This is a genomic window from Acidisoma cellulosilyticum (genome assembly GCF_020621385.1).
Classification (GTDB): domain Bacteria; phylum Pseudomonadota; class Alphaproteobacteria; order Acetobacterales; family Acetobacteraceae; genus Acidisoma; species Acidisoma cellulosilyticum.
On record NZ_JAESVA010000010.1, the window covers coordinates 31,195 to 48,763 of the forward strand.

The following is a 17,569-nucleotide window of genomic DNA, read 5'->3' on the forward strand; positions in this document are numbered from 1 at the left end:
GCCTTTCTTGTTGCCTTTAATTTCCATAATCCCGGAAGGATCGAATATGAAGACGCCCTCACTCGACTCCCTCCCCATCGCCGTTATCGGCGGCGGCCCGGTCGGCCTGGCAGCCGCGGCGCATCTCGTCGCGCGGAATCTGCCGGTGAAGGTCTATGAGGCCGGGCCAGCCGTCGGCGCGAACATGCGCGACTGGGGTCACGTCCGGGTCTTCACGCCGTGGCGCTACTGCATGGATGCAGCCGCCGTCGCGCTCCTTGAGCGCACCGGCTGGCAGGGCCCGCGGGCGGATGTCTTCCCAACAGGCGGCGAGATCGTCGTCCGCTATCTCGAACCGCTCGCCGCGACGCCAGAGCTATTTGGCGTAATCGAGACCGGTGCGCACGTCACAGCCATCTCGCGGCGCGGCTTGGACAAGGTCGTAAGCCGGGGCCGCGAGCAACGCCCGTTCGAGCTGGTCATCGAGACGGCCAGCGATGTGCGTCGCGATCTCGCCCGGGCGGTGATCGACGCCTCCGGCACTTGGACGGCACCCAACCCGCTCGGCGCGAACGGTCTGCCGGCGGAGGGCGAGGTCGAGCTTGCCGATCGGATAGCCTACGGAATCCCCGACATCCTGGGACGGCATCGGACACTTTATGCCGGGAAGACGACGCTGGTCATCGGTGCGGGCCATTCGGCCGCCAATGCGCTGCTCGACCTGGCGCGCCTCACGGAAGCCGAGCCATCGACGACCTTCACCTGGGCGACACGCGGCATTGACCTCGTTCGCATATATGGCGGCGGTGACGCCGATCGGTTGCCGGCGCGCGGCGAACTCGGCGCCGAGACGCGCGAACTGGTCGAGAGCGGCCGGGCGCCGCTCGTCACCGGCTTCTCAACAATCGCCATGCGGAGCGAAGGCGGTCGGATCGTCGTGGAAGGCGAGACATCGGTAGGGCCTCGACAGATCGGACCCGTCGACCGGATCATCGCGGCTACCGGCCAGCGTCCCGATCTGTCGCTGACCCGCGAACTGCGCCTGGATCTCGATCCCTGGCTTGAGAGCGCCAAGGCGCTCGGACCGCTGATCGATCCGAACGAACATTCCTGCGGCTCCGTGCCACCGCATGGGCATCGCGAGCTGGCGCACCCGGAGGCCGGTTTCTACACCGCCGGTATCAAGAGCTACGGCCGTGCGCCGACCTTCCTGCTTCTGACCGGTTATGAGCAAGTCCGTTCGATCGCTGCGGCGCTCGCTGGCGACTTCGTCGCGGCCGACGATGTTCAGCTCGTGCTCCCCGAGACGGGCGTCTGCACGACGACGTTCTCGGTCGATGCCGGCGACGGTTCGGGATGCTGTGGCGGTCCGGCTCCGGCGGAGGCGGACGCATGCTGTCTCGCCGACGCAACGGCCAAGGAAGCCGGTAAGAAGGGCTGTGGCTGCGGAGTGGCGGCGTGACCGTCACTGCGACCGAGCCCCTCTCTGCAACTGAGGGTGCGCCACGCCTGCGGACGATCATTCCCGTCCTCGGCGTGGCGCAGATCCTCGCCTGGGGTTCGTCCTACTATCTCCTCGCCGTGCTCGCGAAGCCGATCGCGGACGACACGGGGTGGTCGCCTGGATGGATCGTAGGCGGCCTTTCGCTTGGCCTTCTCGTCGCCGGCATCGTCTCGCCGCGTGTCGGCGACACCATCCAGCGGCTTGGTGGTCGCATGGTTCTGGCGACAAGTGCCGTGTTTCTCGCGCTCGGCCTTATTGGTTTAGCGCTTTCACCCAATCTGCCAATCTATGTCGTGTCGTGGCTCGTGCTCGGAATCGGCATGGGCGCCGGCCTGTACGATGCGGCCTTCGCCACGCTCGGTCGGCTTTATGGTCAGCATGCCCGATCAGCGATCACGACACTGACGCTGTTTGGTGGTTTTGCCAGCACCGTCTGCTGGCCGCTCTCGGCTGCACTTGTCTCTCACCTTGGCTGGCGAAACACTTGCCTGGTCTATGCGGGTATCCACGTCGCTGTTCTGCTGCCGCTCTACCTCTTTGCGCTGCCAAAGGATCCCACTAAAAAGACCATCGTATCCGCTGATGCAACCCATGAAGGTGGATCTCGCGTCGACGGGCCGGTGCGTAAGGGAGAGCGACTGTTGTTCGCTCTGATCGCCCTCGTCATCACCATCAGCTCTATGATTTCAGCGCTGCTCTCAGTCCATCTGCTGACTATTCTCCAGGCCCGCGACATCGCACTTGCGGCTGCGGTCGCCTTGGGGGCGATCATTGGCCCGTCACAGGTTGGCGCTCGCGCGATTGAGATGCTGATCAGTCGATTTCATCATCCGATCTGGACGAAGCTCGCATCGACCGTCCTCGTCGCCACGGGTGTCGGGCTTCTCTGGATGGGCTTCCCGATCGTCGCGGCGGCGCTAGTTTTCTATGGCGCCGGTATCGGCATCGAGTCGATCGCTCGCGGCACGCTTCCGCTCGCCGTCTTCGGTGAGCATCGGTATCCCTCGATCGTGGGCCGTATTGCCATGCCAAGTCTGGTCATGCAGGCGGCGTCGCCATTGCTCGGCTCGATACTGATTGAGCGTTTAGGCGCGGATGGAGCGCTCGGCGTGCTCTTCGCGGTAGCTCTCACCAACGTGCTGTTGGTGATCATTCTCGTCCGAATGGTGTCGAGGCATTTGCGGCCGGAGATCATAGCCGCCTCGGCAGGCTGTTAAGACGGATGACTGTCCATCGCACCGGGGGCAGCACGCAATTCCGATTTGAGCGTCGGGCGTCTGCTCCCCCGCGTGGGCGCAGCGACTCCAGCAGCGCGTTCGCTGCCCTGAATCGTCCTCTCCGCAGCTCTGGAGGCAATACTGCTTCCATTTAGGCCGCTTTTTGCGCGGTCTGCGCGAGATCGGCATCAAGCCGTGCGAGCTGGGCCAGCTTTGCGTCGAGTTCCGCTTGCAGTGTGAACGCCTGGCCACTGCGCTCCTGGTAGCCATTCAGGCGATTGAGCGCCTCGACAGCGCGGCGTTCCTGCTCCTGTAGGTCGATTCCGAGACGATCGAGGATATGTTCGATCCGAGACATGAGCCCGAGTGGCGTCAGCTCGTCGTCGATGGGGATTTCTTGATCGAGCCCGTTGCGGCGCAGGAGAAGGCTCGCCTCGAATTCCCGCCGCCAACCGCGGTCGGCGTGGCAGGCGAGCGCGAAACCGCCAATGCTACCGATATCCTTCTCCATCGGAGTCTTCGCGCGTTCGGCGAGGCGCACCTTGGAGAGAAGCGATGTCCCGGCCACGCGGCGATCAGTGACAAGCCGTCCCTCGAATTCCATGCGAAAGGCATCGCCGCGCGTGGAGACGTGCTGGATGAGGTCCTTGCCGATGTCGGCGATCCGCCTCGTGGCGTGGCGATGTTCGGCCTCGGCGTCGGCGATGCGGCGCCGGATGTTCAACTGATCGTCGAAATGCGCCGCGCGCTGCCTGTCCAGGCGAGCGACCTCGGCTTCCAGCCCGGCCTTCTGCATCAGCCGCGCATCCCCCGACGCGATGGCCTTGGCGAGCGCGAACTGGTTGGCAGCCTCGCCGATATCGTCGATGGTCCGGATGCTGCGATCACCGGAAAGGGCAGCGGACACGAAGCGCTGTTTGCGCTCGTTATTTTGCCACATGGTCGCGTCGAGGGAGCCAAGCGTCGCGTAAGCGTAGATTTCGATCTCGTCGTACTGATTGCCCTGACGCTCGATCCGGCCTTCCCGCTGCTCGATGTCAGAAGGCAACCAAGGCACATCGAGGTGGTGCTCGGCCTTCAGGCGCCGCTGGACGTTGGCCCCGGTGCCCATCTTTTTGGTCGAACCGATCAGGACACGAATGCGGCCCGCATTGAAGTCATTGAACAGGCGCTGTTTATCGGCTGTCCGATTATAGTCTTGGACAATGGCAATGTCCGACACCGGAACGCCGAGGCGAACAAGCTCGTTCCTGATCCAGCGATAGGCCGAGAAGCCGCGCGTTTTTTCAGCTTCCAGCGTGCCAAGGTCGCTGAAGATGATCTGTCCACCGCCGGGGATGGGATCAGGCGATCCGTCCGGCTTCTTGAAGCGATCATTGGCCGTGCGGAGCCAGATGTCGTGAACAGTGGCGATCAGTTTGTTGAGCTTGTTATCAGGTTCATTATCGTTGGCGAGGCCGACCAGGCGCATGTCGATGGCGGCGTGACGGCCGTCCGTGATGACAGCAAGCAGGATGTCGTCGCCCTTCTGGACCTTGCGGGTGCGGCTTTCGATCTCCGAGATGCGATCGGCAAGGTGCGCCTGGTAGTCGCGAAAGGCTTCGCTAGCCTCGGCGGTGACCAACTGGCGCTGACCGGTCTTGATTTTGGGCAGACGGAGATATTGCCGCAAATCCTCCTTGAGGACGATATCCGAACAGGCGCGGAACATGTCGATCAGCTCGGGCACGTTCACAAATTGCGAGAAACGCTCGACCGGCTTGTAGGAGCCAGAGGGCTGAAGCTCCAGCTCCGTGCGTGTGTCACCGAACGAGGCGGCCCAGGCGTCAAACTCGTGAACGCCGCGCTCGTGAAGCGTCGCCTCGTTCTGGAAGCGTAGCAACGTGAACATTTCACCAAGCGTGTTCGTGATCGGCGTGCCCGAGGCTTGGATGAGGGCGCGACGGGGGTTCCTCGAATCGATGAAGCGCATCTTGACGTAAAGATCCCAGGCACGCTGCGAGCCTTCGGGATCGACGCCCTTCAGGTTGAGGCGGTTGGTGGCGAAGGTGAGTTTGCGGAACTCCTGGGCTTCATCGACGATGATCTGCGAAACGCCGATCTCGTCGATCGTCACCATGTCGTCTCGCCGGTCCTTGATCGCTTCCAATTGATCCGAAAGGCGCTCGCGCATCGCCTCCAGGCGCTTGCGCGTGACGCGATCGTCAGTGTCAGCCTTGAGCTTCAGCGCCTCGAAGGTATCGATCTGCTGCGAGATGATCCCGCGCTCGAAATCGGAGGGGACGCCGATGAAGCGGAAGGCCGAATGCGTGATGATGATCGCGTCCCAGGAACCCGTGGCCGCGCGCGCCAGGAAGCGGGCGCGTTTATCCTTGGCAAAGTTCGTCTCGTCGGCGACCAGGATGCGGGCGATCGGGTAGAGCTGAAGGAACTCCCGGCTTGCCTGGGCCAGGCAATGGCCAGGGACGACGAGCATCGCCTTCGAGATCAGCCCAAGGCGGCGCTGCTCCATGATCGCGGCCGCCATCGAGAAGGTTTTTCCGGCGCCGACCGCATGCGCCATGTAGGTGCTGCCGGACGTGATGATGCGCCAGATGACCCGCTTCTGGTGGCCATAGAGCCGGATGATGTCGCTGGCGCCGGGCAAGGTCAGGTGCGAGCCATCGAAGTGGCGGGGCACCAGGTTGTTGAAGCGGTCATTGTAGAGCCGCGAGAGCCGATCAGCGCGTTCGTGATCGGCCCAGACCCAGGTCGAAAACGCGGTCTTGATCTTGTTCAACTTTTCCTTCGCCGCCTCTGTCGCCTCCGGGTTCAGCACCCGGCGCTCGCTGCCGTCCACGATCTCGGTATCGAAGATCTGCGGGGTGGCACTGTTCAGCGCGTCGTGCAGCAGCGCGCCGGCATGCCGCCGAGGGGTGCCCCATTCCGAGGTTCCGGCGGCGCTCGTGGCGAAGCGATGACCGTCCACGGTCCATGTCGCGACTTCCTCCATGTGGAAGATGCGCGTCTCGGTCTCCATCACCTCGAGCGTGAATGCCTCGATATCCTTCGTCGGAATCCAGGGCGCGCCGAGGCGGGCCGTGATCCCCGAGGGGGGGATGTCCTGCGGCTGCGCTTCCAGCAAAGCCTCGACGTTGCGGGCATATTGAGGATCGAGGAGCGCGGCGTCGCGGGCAACGGCGAGCTTGGTGCGAACCGGCCCCGAGAGGTAGGCATCAGCCGTCTCCCAACCTTCGGTCAAAGGATTGCGAAAGACGGTCGCACCGAGGCGGTCGAGCGCGTCCTTGGGTTCGCATTCCAGCAGCTCCGCCAGACGCTCCGGATCGACGAAGCCTACCTCGTTCAGCGCCACGGCCAGCGCGTCAGTGGCCGAGGTGATGACCGGGGTCATCGGCGGCGACACCACGCGTTGGTCAAAGATCGGCCCCTTTTTCGCGATACCGGCCTCCAGGTCGTAATCCTCGATCGAGGCGACCAACCAGCAATCCGGGTCGTCGGAAAAATGCGCCAGGTTCGGCCGGCGGTGGGATTCCTTTTCCTCACCGCTGTCGGCGTCGCGGGTGACGGTGACGACGGTATGGTTGATCGGACCGTGGTAGCGGATGAAGGTCGAATAAGCGGTGCGAAGGCGGATCTGCGCCTGCATCCAAGGCTGCCCTGCGGCCTGGGCGCGCAGCACCTCGCGCACCGCGTCGCGGATCGGCATGAGGGCGCGGATGACCTTAGCGGCCTTCGGCGTCAGGCCCTCACCGCCTTTGCCAGTGCGGATGGCGACCGGGCTGCTTCGGCCGTCGATGATCTGACAGAGACGGCCATCCTTCCCGGCGACATAGGAGCCCTCCCTGACCGTGGCCCCATCGGCGGCACGGCCGACGGCCGATATATCGTCGTCGTCCTCACGGTCATGGTCGGCACTCGGCGGGGTCGTAATGCCGACGGGCAGAAGGGCGAGCGCCTGGTCGAGTTGCTCCTCAATCGTGGCGAGCGGCGCGTTCGGGCGGCAGGTGTAGGACCAACCGGGTCCGTAGATGCCTCGGCGCTGGCCGTGCAATCCCAGGACCATCTCGGGGTGAGCCGCGAAATACTCGTTGATCTGGACCACGCCACGGCGCAGATGCCGGTGCGCAGGCTCTGCGCTTCGATCGATATCAGCATCGCTAGAGTCCCCGCCCTCGCCGCCGTCGAGGGGAAGTTCGGTAAGGTCCATCCAAGGCGCGCCGGTTGCGGGCACACCGTCAGGGCGCCGCTGGAAGGCCAGAATGTCGATGACGACTTCTGTGCCGGCCGTGGCCTTCATGCTGCCCTCGGGCAGGCGAACGGCGCCGACCAGATCGGCCATCGATGCGATATGCTCGCGGGCGGTGCGGCTGGCCTTGTCCATGGTGCCGGTGCTCGTGACCATCAGGGCGATGCCGCCGGGGCGCAGCCGGCTGATCGACCGCGCGATGAAGTAGTCGTGCAGGCGCAGCCCGAGGCTCGCCGTCGTCGGGTCGCCGCGCACGATGCGGTCGGCAAAGGGGGGATTGCCGATCGCTAGGTCGAAACCACCCCCGAGGCGGCTGCGGGTATAATCCTCGCAATGGATGCGCGCTTCGGGGTGGAGCAGCCGTGCAATGCGCGCGGTGATCGGATCGTACTCGATCCCGGTCAGGCGCGATGACCCACGCAGCTCATCGGGCATGAGCGCGAAGAACAGGCCAGTGCCCATGCCGGGCTCCAGCACACGGCCGCCGCCATATCCCAGATGTTGGGCAGCGCGCCAGATGGCGCGGATGACCGGCTCAGGGGTGTAGTGCGCGTATTGCGTCGCGCGCTGAAGAGCCGCGTATTCCCCGTCGCTGGTGCTGCTGACCAGGCTTTGGCCGAGATCCTCCCATCCGTCGCGAAACCCATCGGCTCCCGGCAGCGGGAAGGCGTTCTGCGCCAGGTCCGTGGCGCCGAAGCCGATGAAACGAAGAAGCTGCTCCTGCTCATCGCGGGACGCTGCGCGGCCGGCGTCTTCGATCTCCTTCGAGAGGGCGATGGCTCGAATATTATCGAGCGCGCGGCCGTTCCAATTGCGGGCCAAGACACGCTCACCGTCGAGCCGGAAATTCTTGCCCGGAGCGATCCGCGTCGCGGGCCGAGCGGCATTGACGCACGGCGTTGGTTCGACAGCCGGAACTATGGGTTCGATCGAGGTGGTACGTGGGACATCGAGGGTCCAGCCAAGGGCGGTCGTGTCGAACAGGCCGAGGCTGTATTGCGCGGCATTGGTCATGATTCTCTCCGGGAGGGGCGCGCGCGACGGCATCCGCCGGAGCGGACCAGGAGCGGGCGGACGGGTTGAGGGGAGGTTTGGAGGCGCGGGCGCGCCAAGCCGGCGGCTCAGTATTCGCTGGGCAGCAACAGCACGCCGTTGGTGAGGTAGAGAGTGATTTCCTCGAGCGGGAAATCGGTCCAGGGGACGTGCTGGCGCAGCAGTTCTACGCCATTGCCGTCATCGGCGATCAGCTCGGCCGATTTATCGGCGTTGACCCGGAGCCTCCAAACGACGAACTCTTCGCGGCTGACGCTCGGGTTCAAGCGGCCCCAAGCCACGTTGTCGATCAGCCAGAACGCGTTCGCTTGTTCGGCGAGAAAATGGACGCCTTCAGTGAAGAGCATTGCCCCGGCCCAGTGCCTGAACCATGTCTCGGTTCCCGTGTGCATGGCCAGACCCGCCTGCAGCTCAGCTCGTTTGTCAGTTGTCTCTTCCGTTTGCATGCGACTTTCCTTTCAGATCTTCTTGTTCGAAGACCCTTTCCGGAAGCCGCTGGGCGAAGGACGGGGCAAGGGCGCGAGCCGGCGAAGCCGGGCCGTTGCGCCATACTTCGGCGCGACGGACCCTTGCGGCGGACATCGCTCAGTGGCAGCGCTTCATCTCTCCAGGTTCGTTTTTAGTTTTCGCACTCGCAGTTCGTCAGCACGTCGAGTGATCGCACGAGATTCCATTCCGCCGTGGCCGCTTCCTGGCGGGATTTGAAGGTGGGGCGCTGTTCGAAGGGGCGAGGGTCGCAGACGATGCGCCATTTGCGGTCGCTGTAATTGCGCGACACGCATCCAACGGCGCCCGAAGGATAGCGAATGTTGTCAACATACCAACCACCATGGCGCCAGGGCGAATACGTGAAATTAGGTGCGATCTCCATACTGTTTCTCCTAATGCTTGATTACTCGGCGGTGACGAGCGGACGGGGATTGCCCAAGCCGAGATGTTCGGACCACGACCATCGGCGGCCGAGCCCCTGAGTCGTGCGCAGCCCTCGGGCATGCGCGCGGCGTTCCATTTCAATGGCGGCGTCTGCGAGATCGGGATGCTCCGCGGCGAGCCAATCCACTTCGGCCCGCTTCGAGGCCGGGCACATCCAGCAGGCGGATTTAACCGGGGCTGACAGACCCTCGGCCGCAATGACTTCGGCGCAGAGTTCACGGGTCCAACCCCATTCCCCGAGCGGGTAGCGGTAGCGATGGCCGGGAGGCCATTTCCCAGCAGCGTTCGCCTGGCGGCGGCTGTCGCGAGGCCCCGCGTCGTAGCCGATCAGCTTGGTCACGTAGGGACCATGAGGCCAGGATTGGCGCCGGCGATCCCAGCCGAAGAATCGCTGGGTGTATCGCCATTGCGGGTCAACCTTCCATTTGAGGCTGCACGAATGGCCGCCATAGGCGAGAGAGGGCAGCACCGATTTCCGCAGGCATTCGCCATGCAGCGAAGTGTCTCCGGCACGCGGGCTGGTACGCTTGATCACGGTGACGGGTGGCATCGCCTGCGCGGCGAGCCAATCCTGGATGACTGGCAGATACGCCATGGTCTCCGGCTTCTCCGAACCCGTATCGGCGAACAGAATGAGGTCGATGCGGACCTTCCGGTTGCGCAAGCCAATCAGCATGGCGGTGCTATCGACGCCCATGCCATAGGCGACAACGATCGGATCCGCGCCGAAGGCGAGCGCGGCCGTGGCGCGGCGAGGTGCCATGGGATTCTCCTGCGGTTGAGATGTGGAAGTGGGGCAACCGGCGAGAGGCCGGATAGGCTAGGTGGGACCGCCGCCTGTGCCGAACGCGCCGGCCGGGAGTTGCCAGTGGCGGGAACCGACATGGACCGGATCGGTCCAGTCGCCACTCAGCGACCGGCGAACCAAGTCAGGTTGCGCGAGGGCCGCCTCGTAGGGACGGCCGCGATCGGCAAGCTGGCGAATGCCACACAGCCGCTGGATCGTGCAGCCGAAGCCGTCCTCGTAGCGGGCGATCCGATCGAACCATTCGGGAGCGATGGTGCGGAGGCTGGCCCATTGGTCTGGGCCACCGAAGATGCAGGCGAGGCACGATAGCCGCGACCAACCAAGGCGGTAGGCTGGCGCCGACACGATGCCGTGGCGGCGCATCAGGCCCCAGATCGCAGCCTCGTCGAGATGGTGGACGGCGCGCCAGTGATCGACATGCCGCTGCCGGCGCGTGCCGTTGCGAGTGTCAGTCCGATCGGGCTCGAAGGTGAGGTAGCCCGCTCGAGCACGGCTTTCCTGGGCGCGCTCACCTGTGACGATCAGCGTCCGCCGACCAACGAAGCGTGGCTGCGCTCTTATCAGCGCCGCCATGATGTCCACCTTCAAATATGCGCTGCACCAACGCTGGTTTAAGTTGGCTGTCACCTGCGGAAAACGCAGTCTTGTGCCGAGGGGGCCGGTGCCACCCACGGTCCCAATTTTGCCGTTCGGCAGCTCGAAGCGAATGGGCGCGGTTGGCTGATTGTGGCGCAGCATTTCGCGCAGGAACCCGCCCTCCTTCCAGGATAGATAGAGGGGCACATCGAAGTGCTGGGCGATGGCGCGGCAATAGGCGGTCGTGCTCGGCCAGTCCATGAAGGGCGCGCCCTGCCCGTCCACATCATGATGATGTAACTCGATGCACTCTGGCCGTGCCCCGGCCTCGATCAGGGACAGTAGAGACCCGATGGAATCCTTCCCGCCCGAAAAGGCCACGACGATGATGTCGTAGCTTCGAAGGTCCGGATTCGTGGGCGGCGGCGTTACCATGGGCCACACAGATGTTCGATCACGCGGCGCTCGCGGGCATCGACGAGTTCAAGCGCCACGCGATGGAGTTGAGACCCCTGTCGAGCCAGGCCGACCACATGGGTCCAAACCTTGTGATCGTCGGCGAAGATCTGGGCATCGTCGAAGCGCTGGATTTCGATCCGCGCTGAGCCGTCTTCGCGCTGGCCTGCATCAAAGACGCCCCAGCCTTCAGCCAGAGCCTGTTCCTGGTCGAAGTTCGTCATAGCGTTCCGCCTCCTCGCGGTCGCACGGGCGCGAGCAGTCTCCCGACCGCTCGTTCCTCTTTTTTGGGGTGGATGGGAAAACCGGTTAGGCAGCGGCCTTGAGAGGCGTTTCCGTCTCGCCAGGGGCTTCACCTTCGGTGCTGGCCGCCGGCGAGTTTAGGCGCGCCGCGTAGTCGGGATGGAAAGCCAACAGGAAGTCCGCAGCGCGTTGTGCGTCTGCCGCAACGCGGAAGATTTCGCGCTTATCCTCGCGCAAAATTTCGAGCCAATGCGAGAGGTAGGCGGCGCCGTTGACGAAATCGCAGTCGGCGATACCGAGCGTGCTGCACACGTTGAGTTGACCCAATTCGGCGACCAGTTCTTCGCGCGCGTAAGACTTCGATCCAAAACGACCGGACATATCGCGGTTGAGCCGACGCTTCGATCCGCTCCAGTGTATTCCTTCGTGAATTTGAACGCTGGACCATGCAGCGGGCGAATGAAACGCGACGGCCGGCGGCATTTGGATATGATCCGTCACGGTCGAATAGAAGGCGCGAGGACCGCCGATGCGGATCTCGGCGCCGCTCTTGGCGAAGAGGGTTTCGACCGCATTCGGCGCGCGCCAGGGCGCCTCCTCAACGGTCGGCGGCAGATAGTCCGGAATGCCGTCGATCTGGCTCGCGTGGAACAGCGTGAAGGAGCGCAGCATCGGAAACCATTTGCCCTCGCCCGTCGTCCCGCCCTCGTTCTTCGCACCCTCAACCTCGATGCGTTTGTAGAAATAGCCGGTGACGCCGCGAGAGCCTTGCTTCACCTGCCAGCCCCGTTCCTGGGCCTGCTTGTAGGTCGCCCAACGCGGATCTCCGGTCATGAAGGCCGCTCGGTTGATGCCGAGGGTGAGGACGTTGATGCCGCGATAGCCCGCGCCCGTGACGGCGTTCTGAGGCATGGAGGGACCGCCGGCTTTTCCGGAATCCCAGGGTTGGCGCCAGGGCGGCGTCCCGGCTTCGAGCGCTTCTATCACCTGTTGGGTGACTTCCTGGTAATGGTCGCGCGGGTTCTTTTCCTGCTTTGGCATCTGGATTCTCCATGATTTGGATGACCCCTCCCTCGCCCCGCGGCTGGGCCGCCGGGGCAAGGGCAAAGCCGGCGAAGCCGGGCGCGCGTTCAGCGCGACCCTTGCGGCGCACGGCCCACGGCGCGGTAGGGAGTTCCTATCGCCCGCGTATCTTCTTCAGTTCTCTTCGAAGATCCCTTTCGACCTTCTCGTCGCTGTGGCCGAAGAGATCGGCGACTAGAGACGCAGTAACCGAAAGGGCTGCGGCCTCGTCCTCATCGGCCTCAAGCCATTCGGTGTCGTCGTAATCGATGATCCATTGTAGAGCCCGACGGTAACTCGGGCGCGTGGCTGGCGGCCGCCGGGTCATTGCGCGGCAGCCTGATCCAGCGAGATGCCGACGGCGATCTGCTGGACCCAAATGGGCATGGCGGAGAGCATGAAGCTCTCGCCCGACCAGGCCAGGAGGAGCGTCGTGCCCATCGTATCGGCGATGGCCTGCGCGGCATCCGGCGGAACGGCATTGCCAATTCTCTCGCGCCAGTCCGCATCGGAGAGGCCGTCGAGTTCGAGGTATCCCTCGGGATCGACAAGGCTCTGCAGAGACGCGAGTTCGAGGGTCGTGAAAGGGCGATGCCAGGTCCCGTCGAGGCTGCGGATGACCGCGACCAGTCGGTCCTGGGCAGTCGGAAGGCGGGCCTCGTCCGGCCGATCATTGCCATCCTGGTGACGGGGGTCAGCGACACTCCAGGCTCCGTTGTCGTGCTGGCCGCTTCCGGAGACAGTGTTGGCGGTGTCCGACCACCCGATGACACCGTAATGCCCGCCATTCGCATAGGCATCGCCCTTTTCGCGCTGGAGGTTTGGACGGGGATCGGCGACGGCGAAACTGCCATTGCTGGGCAGGCTTTCGCCCGCAACCGTTCCGGTGTGATCGGTCCAAGCGGCAACGCCCAAGGCACCGGAGCGGCGTTCGTCCGTGCGCGGATCGGCGACGCACATGGCACCGCTGCCAACGCGGTCGGAGCCGGTGACAGTGCGCGCGGGCTCCTCGAAGCGATGCACATGGAGCTTGCTGGTATGGGCGCTATCGGGCCAACCGGTGCGCGGATCGGCGACCGCGAAGCCACCGTTGCCCGTGGTCGAGCTGCTGATGACCGTGCCCGACGCTTCCTCCCAGGACGTGACCCGGTACTTGCCCTGCCCCTCGAAGCCGGATGTTGGCCGGGGATCGGCAATGCAGCCGTCCCGGCTGCTTGTGACGGCGGGACAGGGCTGATTCCAGGGAACGATCCGGTAGACGTTGTTGAACTTGGCCGGTCCGCCATGGCGCGGATCGGCGACCGCGAACGTGCCTTGACCCGGCGATTTGACCCCGGTGATCGTGCCCGAGGTGTCGTTCCAACGCCTGACCCCGTATTGCTGGCCGTCACGCCAACGGTCAGACGAAACCCACCTTGGATCCGCGACGCTGAAGCTGCCGGTGCCAGGGCGGCTATTGCCCGTCACCGTGCCGGCGGGGTCATCCCAAGACTCCACACCGAGAACGCCGTTGCGCCACGTTTGGTCGGGCGCCAGGGCATAGTCGGTCAGATGCCCGTCTTCGACCCGCAGGCGCTTCAACGAGCGCCAATCGGACCCCGCCTCGACGAACGCAAGTCGGACCCAGGTCTGCCATTGCAGAGACGGGACGCGGTGCATGGGGCCAGCCTGCATAACGTCACCCGGTAGCGGCAGGCGGCCGAGGATGTCGCCGACGGAGCGCAGGCTGCGCTTGGGCGGTTCGTATAGGAATGGCGGAACCTTTTTCTGATGGCGCGCGACCAGGAGGAAGCGTTTGCGCGTCTGGGCGAGGCCGCCCAACTCGCCGCAATCATGCGTGGTCTCGGCGACCGCGTAGCCGTAATGACGAAGGAGAGCGACGATCCGGTCGAGCAGCGCGCGGCCGCGACGGGCGATACGCGGGACGTTCTCGAACAGAATCAGTTCCGGCGGATCGTCCTGGAACGCTTCGAGCATCAACCACACACCGCGCAGCGTGAGCTGGTTGAGCGCCTGGTATTTGTCCGTCAGACTGAGCGCCTCGGCCAACAAGCCCGAGAACCCCTTACATGGCGCCGAAAGGAAAACGATGTGCGGCCGTTCGTTGCCGGCGGCGCGCTGAATGTCCTGGGGCGTGGCCTGGCGCCAGTCGGCCGGGGCCGATCGGCCGTGAAATGCTGCATATTGGTCTGCGTCGAACAGATCGAGCACAGTGCCGGGCACGCCGGCGAGCCGTTCGAAATCTCGGATCGCGGCTGCGGATACGTCGATGCCGCCAAGGCATCGAAAAATCGCCTGCATGTTGCCGACGCGGGCACTGCCGCGATTGAAGCCGCGGGCGCCGCCGCCGAGGCCGCAGAATAGATGAAAATGACGGATCTCTCTCAGCTCGACCGCTGAGGATTGGCGTGATGACATCGGGGTTCTCCTTGTTGGATTACCCCTCCCCCACCCCGCGACCTGGCCGTCCGGGGCAAGGGCGAAGCCGGCTTGCCGGACGCGCGATCAGCGCGACCCTTGCGGCGGTACGGCCACGGCGCGGTAGGTCTTCATTCCCCCTTTGCTTCTGCGACTTTCATGATCGCCTCGGCCCGCGCTTCGCGCGCCTTGTGGGCCTCCAACTGTTCGGGTGTCATCAAGGTCGTATCGAGCACCATGCCCTTGCGTCCCATCTTGCTCTCGGCAAAGGCGATGGCCTCATTGCGATCCGGGAAGTAACGCGTCTTGGGTTTGCTTACGCCGGCGTAAACCCGAACACTGATCCGACCGTCGTCCAACCGGTCAACATAGATGCTTCGCATGAAGTCTCACTCCTTCTGGGCGGGGGTTCTGAATGAGATCGCGGGTGAAGCGCACGGCTCCAGCGGATCTTGTCGATCCAGCCATTTGCGTTGGAACGCGGGCGCCGAGTGCTGTGCCAGCCACGTCCGCGAATCTTCGCTTCCTTGAGCCAGCCCGACGCGACAAGCGTCGTGCCGGGCTCATCAATCCGCGTGTAGGTGATGATCTTCTGAAAGCCGCGCCGTTCTGCTTCTTGAGCGCACCACCCATAGAGCATCGAGGCGGCGTTCCACCGGAGCGCCGCCGGCGTGTCGCGGCGAATGCAGAGTCGGTTCACCTCGACAATGCCACGACCTGAGAGGGCCCGGGCGACGGGATTGCCGACGATGGCGACACCCATCAAAGTTCGGCCATTGAAGACGGCCCGATGAAATCGCCAGGCAGTCGGAATGCCGCAATGGGCATGGTGGCGGGCAATGAAGCGGCGTACTTGCCCGGCGCTGGCCGAGCCAAGCTGTAGCTGCCAATCGAGTATCATCCCGACGCAGCCATCATCGACTACACGCCGCAGCCGTTGTCCGGTCAAAGGCTCGATTTTGAGCCGGCGCAGCAACGCTCGTGCCCAAACGGGATCGTCATCCATGTCCTGAACGATCTGCTGGTGCAGACCCTCACAACAAGTCTGGAGCATGAACTCATGGCCCCAGATTTCGTGGATTTCGACGAATTCCGGCGCGCCACAGAAGAGGCATGGCAAGGGTTCTGTGCACGATGTCGGCGTCCCGGTGGCGCCAGGATCGTAGTCATCGCCGATCATCGGCCGTTCCCTCAGCATTAAGCTTGGTGCCGGTTCGTCCCATCCAGGGCTCGGGACGGATGCAGCGCACCCAATCGGCGAAAGACGGTATGCGTCCAAGATCCTCCAAGATGTGTTGCTCGGCGATGAGCCGGACCGGCACCTCCTTGCCGGCCTCATTGGTGATTGTGGTGCCGAACAAGGCCTCGGCAGCAAAGCACCCCTCCGAATGGTGCCGGAGTGCCCGGTGTCGGAAGTCAGCAATGATCAGCTTCGACCCATCTAGCCAGTTGTGGATCGCCTGATAGTCCGCCGGTTTCCCGCCGAATCGCTTCGCGGAGGAAACCGCATGGTAATAGGCGTGCGCCATCGGTCCCTCCTAGAAGCTGTGTTCTTCGAAATTGGTCTCGATGTATCGCTCGTTGTATTCGAGCGTGATCGAGCGGTCGGGCACCGACAAACGGAAGTGGCCGAATGCGCCCTCGCCATCCTCCCAACCATCATGTGTGTCTTCGAGGAAATCACTGACCATTTCCTCGATCGCGCTCGCAAGTAGAACGCTCTTCTCCTCGACCTCGCCGGTATCGAAGACAACCGATTTCAATATCACGGAAACTACCGGTACGTCGGTCCCTTCTTTGAGGCCGTGTTCTACTCCAGCGTGATAAGCTGTCGTCCCCTGGAACTGACCGTCATCGCCATAGCCATCAAACTCGAGGATGACGCATTCGATGCCTGCACTCGCGAGCGCGTCGAACAGCACCGCCTTATTATGCGGCAGGATTTGCTCCCATACCTTATCGAAGCGGCTTTGCTTCGCCTCGTAGGCCGCAAACCCGTTGTCTGTCTGATGCGCGCTCACGGCGTCACCGCCAGGTCGAGCACCTTGCGAGCACGTAGACGCCATTCGGCAAACCAACCCAGCAGATCGGCACCGGAGATCTCTACGCTATCGGGGTCGGTCTCCTCGAATTGAGCGGCCCAGGCTTGAGTGGCCTCCATCAACAGGCCCGCCATCTCCTTGCTGGCGGCAAAAAGACCGGCGTTGGCGAAGGCTTCGGCCTTCTCGTCGAGCGAAGGGCCGACGGCATGAACCTTTCCGACCCATTGCTGCGTGCTGCTCACCTGCACGCCCCATGTCAGAAGCACCGTGCCATCATGCATGGTCTGCGTCGTAGAAAGCCGTCGCCAGAGGCCAGGGGTTTCTGCGCCAATTTGGTGTGTCGCGGCTTCGCCATTTGGCAGGGGCGAATGATGTGAGTGGGACATCGGAATCTCCTTCAGAATTCGCTGTTGAGGACGTAGTCGTGCCAGCCTTCGATGATCGACTTCAGCGGGCCATTGGGCAGGTCCGGGAAGGCAGCCTCATCGAGGTCGGCCTCGGCGATGTTGAAGATCTGGGCGCCCGCTTTTCGGTAGGCGGCCGCGACCACCCCGAGCGGTGCGTAGGAGAAAGCGTTCCAGGGTGGCGGGTCGGGTGCCTTGTCCACGGCGATCATGGGGCCGCGAACCGAGAGGTTAGCTGCCTGATCCATTGCAATATCGCGGCTGTCGATCACTGGCAGGCCGGCCGCAATACATGCGGCCTTCACCGCGTCGCAGTCATAGCCGCTCAGGGATGAAGACGCGGCGTGGAGGCTGTAGCCGGCTCGGCCGATATGCAGATGGCCGCCAGGTGTCTGCTTCGCGGCCTCGATATAGGGCTCGATACGAAAGGGCTCCTGGCTCATGGGGAGTCCTCCGCGGAGATGGGAACCGTGCTGCTGGCATCCGACAGAAAACCGGGCGCGCAAAGGAGCAGGTAGATACCTACGGCGACGACGACTGCGCCGGTAAGTCTGAATGCGAATTGGATTATTTTCATGCTCGGCTTCCTTTCCAGATCTTCTTGCTCGAAGACCCTTTCCGGAGGCCG

At 63.8% G+C, this 17,569-nt stretch carries 16 protein-coding genes; 2 read left to right on the forward strand and 14 right to left on the reverse strand.

The features are described from left to right. Positions 1–46 precede the first annotated feature (46 nt). Positions 47–1,441 (forward strand): FAD-dependent oxidoreductase, encoded by a 1,395-nt coding sequence (locus ACELLULO517_RS21995; RefSeq protein ID WP_227309583.1) that lies wholly within the window; start codon positions 47–49, stop codon positions 1,439–1,441. After that, positions 1,438–2,700: an MFS transporter gene (locus ACELLULO517_RS22000; protein WP_227309584.1), complete on the forward strand. Its 1,263-nt coding sequence runs from the start codon at positions 1,438–1,440 to the stop codon at positions 2,698–2,700. Before ACELLULO517_RS21995 ends, ACELLULO517_RS22000 begins: the two co-directional genes overlap by 4 nt. A 151-nt stretch (positions 2,701–2,851) precedes the next feature. Here ACELLULO517_RS22000 and ACELLULO517_RS22005 read toward each other — a convergent pair whose 3' ends face one another. The 14 genes from ACELLULO517_RS22005 to ACELLULO517_RS22070 form a co-directional block, all read right to left on the reverse strand. Beyond that, a complete protein-coding gene (locus ACELLULO517_RS22005) occupies positions 2,852–7,960 on the reverse strand; it encodes a lactate dehydrogenase (RefSeq protein ID WP_227309585.1) in 5,109 nt (1,702 codons plus the stop codon). Positions 7,961–8,067: 107 nt separating this feature from the next. Then, positions 8,068–8,445, reverse strand: coding sequence for a DUF6876 family protein (locus ACELLULO517_RS22010; protein ID WP_227309586.1), 378 nt, complete (start codon positions 8,443–8,445; stop codon positions 8,068–8,070). A 173-nt stretch (positions 8,446–8,618) separates the two neighbouring features. Then, entirely contained in the window at positions 8,619–8,870 is a 252-nt protein-coding gene (locus tag ACELLULO517_RS22015) for a hypothetical protein (protein WP_227309587.1), read from the reverse strand. A 21-nt stretch (positions 8,871–8,891) separates the two neighbouring features. Continuing rightward, entirely contained in the window at positions 8,892–9,695 is an 804-nt protein-coding gene (locus ACELLULO517_RS22020) for a phosphoadenosine phosphosulfate reductase (RefSeq protein WP_227309588.1), read from the reverse strand. 57 nt (positions 9,696–9,752) lie between these two features. Further along, complete coding sequence (locus ACELLULO517_RS22025; protein WP_227309589.1) at positions 9,753–10,751, reverse strand: adenine nucleotide alpha hydrolase family protein; 999 nt, start codon at positions 10,749–10,751, stop codon at positions 9,753–9,755. Continuing rightward, on the reverse strand, positions 10,745–10,996 hold the full coding sequence (locus ACELLULO517_RS22030) for a hypothetical protein (protein ID WP_227309590.1): 252 nt from the start codon (positions 10,994–10,996) through the stop codon (positions 10,745–10,747). Before ACELLULO517_RS22030 ends, ACELLULO517_RS22025 begins: the two co-directional genes overlap by 7 nt. An 85-nt stretch (positions 10,997–11,081) precedes the next feature. Beyond that, the gene (locus ACELLULO517_RS22035) at positions 11,082–12,056 is read right to left on the reverse strand and encodes an ArdC family protein (protein WP_227309591.1); all 975 of its coding nucleotides are present in this window, start codon (positions 12,054–12,056) and stop codon (positions 11,082–11,084) included. A gap of 345 nt (positions 12,057–12,401) precedes the next feature. After that, positions 12,402–14,495 carry a DNA cytosine methyltransferase gene (locus ACELLULO517_RS22040; protein WP_227309592.1) on the reverse strand — a complete coding sequence of 698 codons (2,094 nt, stop codon included), beginning with the start codon at positions 14,493–14,495 and terminating at the stop codon, positions 12,402–12,404. 131 nt (positions 14,496–14,626) lie between these two features. Further along, on the reverse strand, positions 14,627–14,854 hold the full coding sequence (locus ACELLULO517_RS22045; protein WP_227309593.1) for a hypothetical protein: 228 nt from the start codon (positions 14,852–14,854) through the stop codon (positions 14,627–14,629). Continuing rightward, on the reverse strand, positions 14,812–15,675 hold the full coding sequence (locus ACELLULO517_RS22050) for an XF1762 family protein (protein ID WP_227309594.1): 864 nt from the start codon (positions 15,673–15,675) through the stop codon (positions 14,812–14,814). Before ACELLULO517_RS22050 ends, ACELLULO517_RS22045 begins: the two co-directional genes overlap by 43 nt. Then, positions 15,662–16,024, reverse strand: coding sequence for a DUF6915 family protein (locus ACELLULO517_RS22055; RefSeq protein WP_227309595.1), 363 nt, complete (start codon positions 16,022–16,024; stop codon positions 15,662–15,664). Before ACELLULO517_RS22055 ends, ACELLULO517_RS22050 begins: the two co-directional genes overlap by 14 nt. A 9-nt stretch (positions 16,025–16,033) precedes the next feature. Continuing rightward, the gene (locus ACELLULO517_RS22060) at positions 16,034–16,516 is read right to left on the reverse strand and encodes a DUF6878 family protein (protein WP_227309596.1); all 483 of its coding nucleotides are present in this window, start codon (positions 16,514–16,516) and stop codon (positions 16,034–16,036) included. Beyond that, positions 16,513–16,818, reverse strand: coding sequence for a hypothetical protein (locus tag ACELLULO517_RS22065; protein ID WP_227309597.1), 306 nt, complete (start codon positions 16,816–16,818; stop codon positions 16,513–16,515). The genes ACELLULO517_RS22060 and ACELLULO517_RS22065 overlap by 4 nt, the downstream gene beginning before the upstream one ends. A gap of 116 nt (positions 16,819–16,934) precedes the next feature. Beyond that, the gene (locus ACELLULO517_RS22070; RefSeq protein ID WP_227309598.1) at positions 16,935–17,384 is read right to left on the reverse strand and encodes a hypothetical protein; all 450 of its coding nucleotides are present in this window, start codon (positions 17,382–17,384) and stop codon (positions 16,935–16,937) included. Positions 17,385–17,569: the final 185 nt, after the last annotated feature.

Excerpts from the sequence above, each read along its gene's own strand:
- ACELLULO517_RS22035 (WP_227309591.1), bottom strand. The coding sequence starts at position 12,056 with ATGCCAAAGCAGGAAAAGAACCCGCGCGACCATTACCAGGAAGTCACC.
- ACELLULO517_RS22010 (WP_227309586.1), bottom strand. The coding sequence starts at position 8,445 with ATGCAAACGGAAGAGACAACTGACAAACGAGCTGAGCTGCAGGCGGGT.
- ACELLULO517_RS22020 (WP_227309588.1), bottom strand. The coding sequence starts at position 9,695 with ATGGCACCTCGCCGCGCCACGGCCGCGCTCGCCTTCGGCGCGGATCCG.
- ACELLULO517_RS22055 (WP_227309595.1), bottom strand. The coding sequence starts at position 16,024 with ATGGCGCACGCCTATTACCATGCGGTTTCCTCCGCGAAGCGATTCGGC.
- ACELLULO517_RS22030 (WP_227309590.1), bottom strand. The coding sequence starts at position 10,996 with ATGACGAACTTCGACCAGGAACAGGCTCTGGCTGAAGGCTGGGGCGTC.
- ACELLULO517_RS22065 (WP_227309597.1), bottom strand. The coding sequence starts at position 16,818 with ATGCATGATGGCACGGTGCTTCTGACATGGGGCGTGCAGGTGAGCAGC.
- ACELLULO517_RS21995 (WP_227309583.1), top strand. The coding sequence starts at position 47 with ATGAAGACGCCCTCACTCGACTCCCTCCCCATCGCCGTTATCGGCGGC.
- ACELLULO517_RS22025 (WP_227309589.1), bottom strand. The coding sequence starts at position 10,751 with ATGGTAACGCCGCCGCCCACGAATCCGGACCTTCGAAGCTACGACATC.
- ACELLULO517_RS22005 (WP_227309585.1), bottom strand. The coding sequence starts at position 7,960 with ATGACCAATGCCGCGCAATACAGCCTCGGCCTGTTCGACACGACCGCC.
- ACELLULO517_RS22070 (WP_227309598.1), bottom strand. The coding sequence starts at position 17,384 with ATGAGCCAGGAGCCCTTTCGTATCGAGCCCTATATCGAGGCCGCGAAG.
- ACELLULO517_RS22040 (WP_227309592.1), bottom strand. The coding sequence starts at position 14,495 with ATGTCATCACGCCAATCCTCAGCGGTCGAGCTGAGAGAGATCCGTCAT.
- ACELLULO517_RS22015 (WP_227309587.1), bottom strand. The coding sequence starts at position 8,870 with ATGGAGATCGCACCTAATTTCACGTATTCGCCCTGGCGCCATGGTGGT.
- ACELLULO517_RS22050 (WP_227309594.1), bottom strand. The coding sequence starts at position 15,675 with ATGATCGGCGATGACTACGATCCTGGCGCCACCGGGACGCCGACATCG.